At 51.2% G+C, this 2,931-nt stretch carries 1 rRNA gene; it reads right to left on the reverse strand.

Annotated features, from left to right (window positions below):
• Window positions 1-19: 19 nt before the first annotated feature.
• Window positions 20-2,905 (reverse strand): 23S ribosomal RNA (locus MAQ5080_RS17065).
• Between the last annotated feature and the right edge of the window lie 26 nt (window positions 2,906-2,931).

A 2,931-nucleotide genomic window follows, 5' to 3' on the forward strand; every position in this document is an offset into this window, starting at 1 on the left:
AAAACCACTTTGGTGTTATATGGTCAAGCCTCACGAGCAATTAGTATTGGTTAGCTCAACGCCTCACAACGCTTACACACCCAACCTATCAACGTCCTAGTCTCGAACGGCTCTTTAGGGCACTTTAAGTGCCAGTGAGATCTTATCTTGAAGGAGGCTTCCCGCTTAGATGCTTTCAGCGGTTATCCCGTCCGAACGTAGCTACCCGGCAATGCCACTGGCGTGACAACCGGAACACCAGAGGTTCGTTCACTCCGGTCCTCTCGTACTAGGAGCAACTCTTCTCAAATCTCAAACGTCCACGGCAGATAGGGACCGAACTGTCTCACGACGTTCTAAACCCAGCTCGCGTACCACTTTAAATGGCGAACAGCCATACCCTTGGGACCGGCTTCAGCCCCAGGATGTGATGAGCCGACATCGAGGTGCCAAACACCGCCGTCGATGTGAACTCTTGGGCGGTATCAGCCTGTTATCCCCGGAGTACCTTTTATCCGTTGAGCGATGGCCCTTCCATACAGAACCACCGGATCACTAAGACCTACTTTCGTACCTGCTCGACGTGTCTGTCTCGCAGTTAAGCGCGCTTTTGCCTTTACACTCTGTGCATGATTTCCGACCATGCTGAGCGCACCTTCGTGCTCCTCCGTTACTCTTTGGGAGGAGACCGCCCCAGTCAAACTACCCACCACACAGTGTCCTCGATCCCGATAAGGGACCTGAGTTAGAACCTCAAACATACCAGGGTGGTATTTCAAGATTGGCTCCATGCAAACTGGCGTCTGCACTTCAAAGCCTCCCACCTATCCTACACAAGTAGGTTCAAAGTTCACTGTGAAGCTATAGTAAAGGTTCACGGGGTCTTTCCGTCTAGCCGCGGATACACAGCATCTTCACTGCGATTTCAATTTCACTGAGTCTCGGGTGGAGACAGTGTGGCCATCGTTACGCCATTCGTGCAGGTCGGAACTTACCCGACAAGGAATTTCGCTACCTTAGGACCGTTATAGTTACGGCCGCCGTTTACTTGGGCTTCGATCAAGAGCTTCGCTTACGCTAACCCCATCAATTAACCTTCAAGCACCGGGCAGGCGTCACACCCTATACGTCCACTTTCGTGTTTGCAGAGTGCTGTGTTTTTAATAAACAGTCGCAGCCACCTGGTATCTTCGACCGACTGATGCTTACGGAGCAAGTCCTTCACATCGGCCGGCGCACCTTCTCCCGAAGTTACGGTGCCATTTTGCCTAGTTCCTTCACCCGAGTTCTCTCAAGCGCCTTGGTATTCTCTACCTGACCACCTGTGTCGGTTTGGGGTACGGTCAATGTATATCTGAAGCTTAGAAGTTTTTCCTGGAAGCATGGCATCAACCACTTCGTCCAAAAGAGGACTCGTCATCAACTCTCGGCCTTAAGTACCCGGATTTGCCTAAGTACTCAGCCTACCATCTTAAACACGGACAACCATCGCCGTGCTGGCCTAGCCTTCTCCGTCTCTCCATCGCAATATACATCGGTACGGGAATATTAACCCGTTTCCCATCGACTACGCTTTTCAGCCTCGCCTTAGGGGCCGACTCACCCTGCCCTGATTAGCATGGGACAGGAACCCTTGGTCTTCCGGCGAGGGAGGTTTTCACTCCCTTTATCGTTACTCATGTCAACATTCGCACTTCTGATACCTCCAGCCTGCCTTACAGCTTGACCTTCAACGGCTTACAGAACGCTCCTCTACCGCTTACACATAGTGTAAACCCGTAGCTTCGGTGTACAGTTTGAGCCCCGTTATATCTTCCGCGCAGGCCGACTCGACTAGTGAGCTATTACGCTTTCTTTAAAGGATGGCTGCTTCTAAGCCAACCTCCTAGCTGTCTAAGCCTTCCCACATCGTTTCCCACTTAACTGTAACTTTGGGACCTTAGCTGACGGTCTGGGTTGTTTCCCTTTTCACGACGGACGTTAGCACCCGCCGTGTGTCTCCCGCGCTCATACTCATTGGTATTCGGAGTTTGCATGGGGTTGGTAAGTCGGGATGACCCCCTAGCCCAAACAGTGCTCTACCCCCAATGGCAATACGCGAGGCGCTACCTAAATAGCTTTCGAGGAGAACCAGCTATCTCCGAGCTTGATTAGCCTTTCACTCCAATCCACAAGTCATCCCCGGACTTTTCAACGTACGTGGGTTCGGTCCTCCAGTTAGTGTTACCCAACCTTCAACCTGCTCATGGATAGATCGCCCGGTTTCGGGTCTAATCCTAGCAACTGAACGCCCTATTAAGACTCGGTTTCCCTACGCCTCCCCTAAACGGTTAAGCTTGCTACTAAAATTAAGTCGTTGACCCATTATACAAAAGGTACGCAGTCACCGAACGAAGTCGGCTCCCACTGCTTGTACGTACACGGTTTCAGGTTCTATTTCACTCCCCTCACTGGGGTTCTTTTCGCCTTTCCCTCACGGTACTGGTTCACTATCGGTCAGTCAGGAGTATTTAGCCTTGGAGGATGGTCCCCCCATATTCAAACAGGATAACACGTGTCCCGTCTTACTCGATTTCATTGATAAGGCGTTTTCGTATACGGGGCTATCACCCACTACGGCGGCACTTTCCAGAGCCTTCTACTAACACCAAATCAACTTAAGGGCTAATCCCCGTTCGCTCGCCGCTACTAAGGGAATCTCGGTTGATTTCTTTTCCTCCGGGTACTTAGATGTTTCAGTTCCCCGGGTTTGCCTCGTTAAGCTATGTATTCACTTAACGATACCCGCAAGCGGGTGGGTTTCCCCATTCGGACATCTCGGGATCAAAGTTTGTTTATCAACTCCCCCGAGCTTTTCGCAGATTACCACGTCCTTCATCGCCTCTGACTGCCAAGGCATCCACCGTGCACGCTTGGTCACTTGACCATATAACCCAAAATAGTTTTCGCTAC

Source organism: Marinomonas aquimarina (assembly GCF_900089755.1).
Taxonomy (GTDB): Bacteria; Pseudomonadota; Gammaproteobacteria; order Pseudomonadales; family Marinomonadaceae; genus Marinomonas; species Marinomonas aquimarina.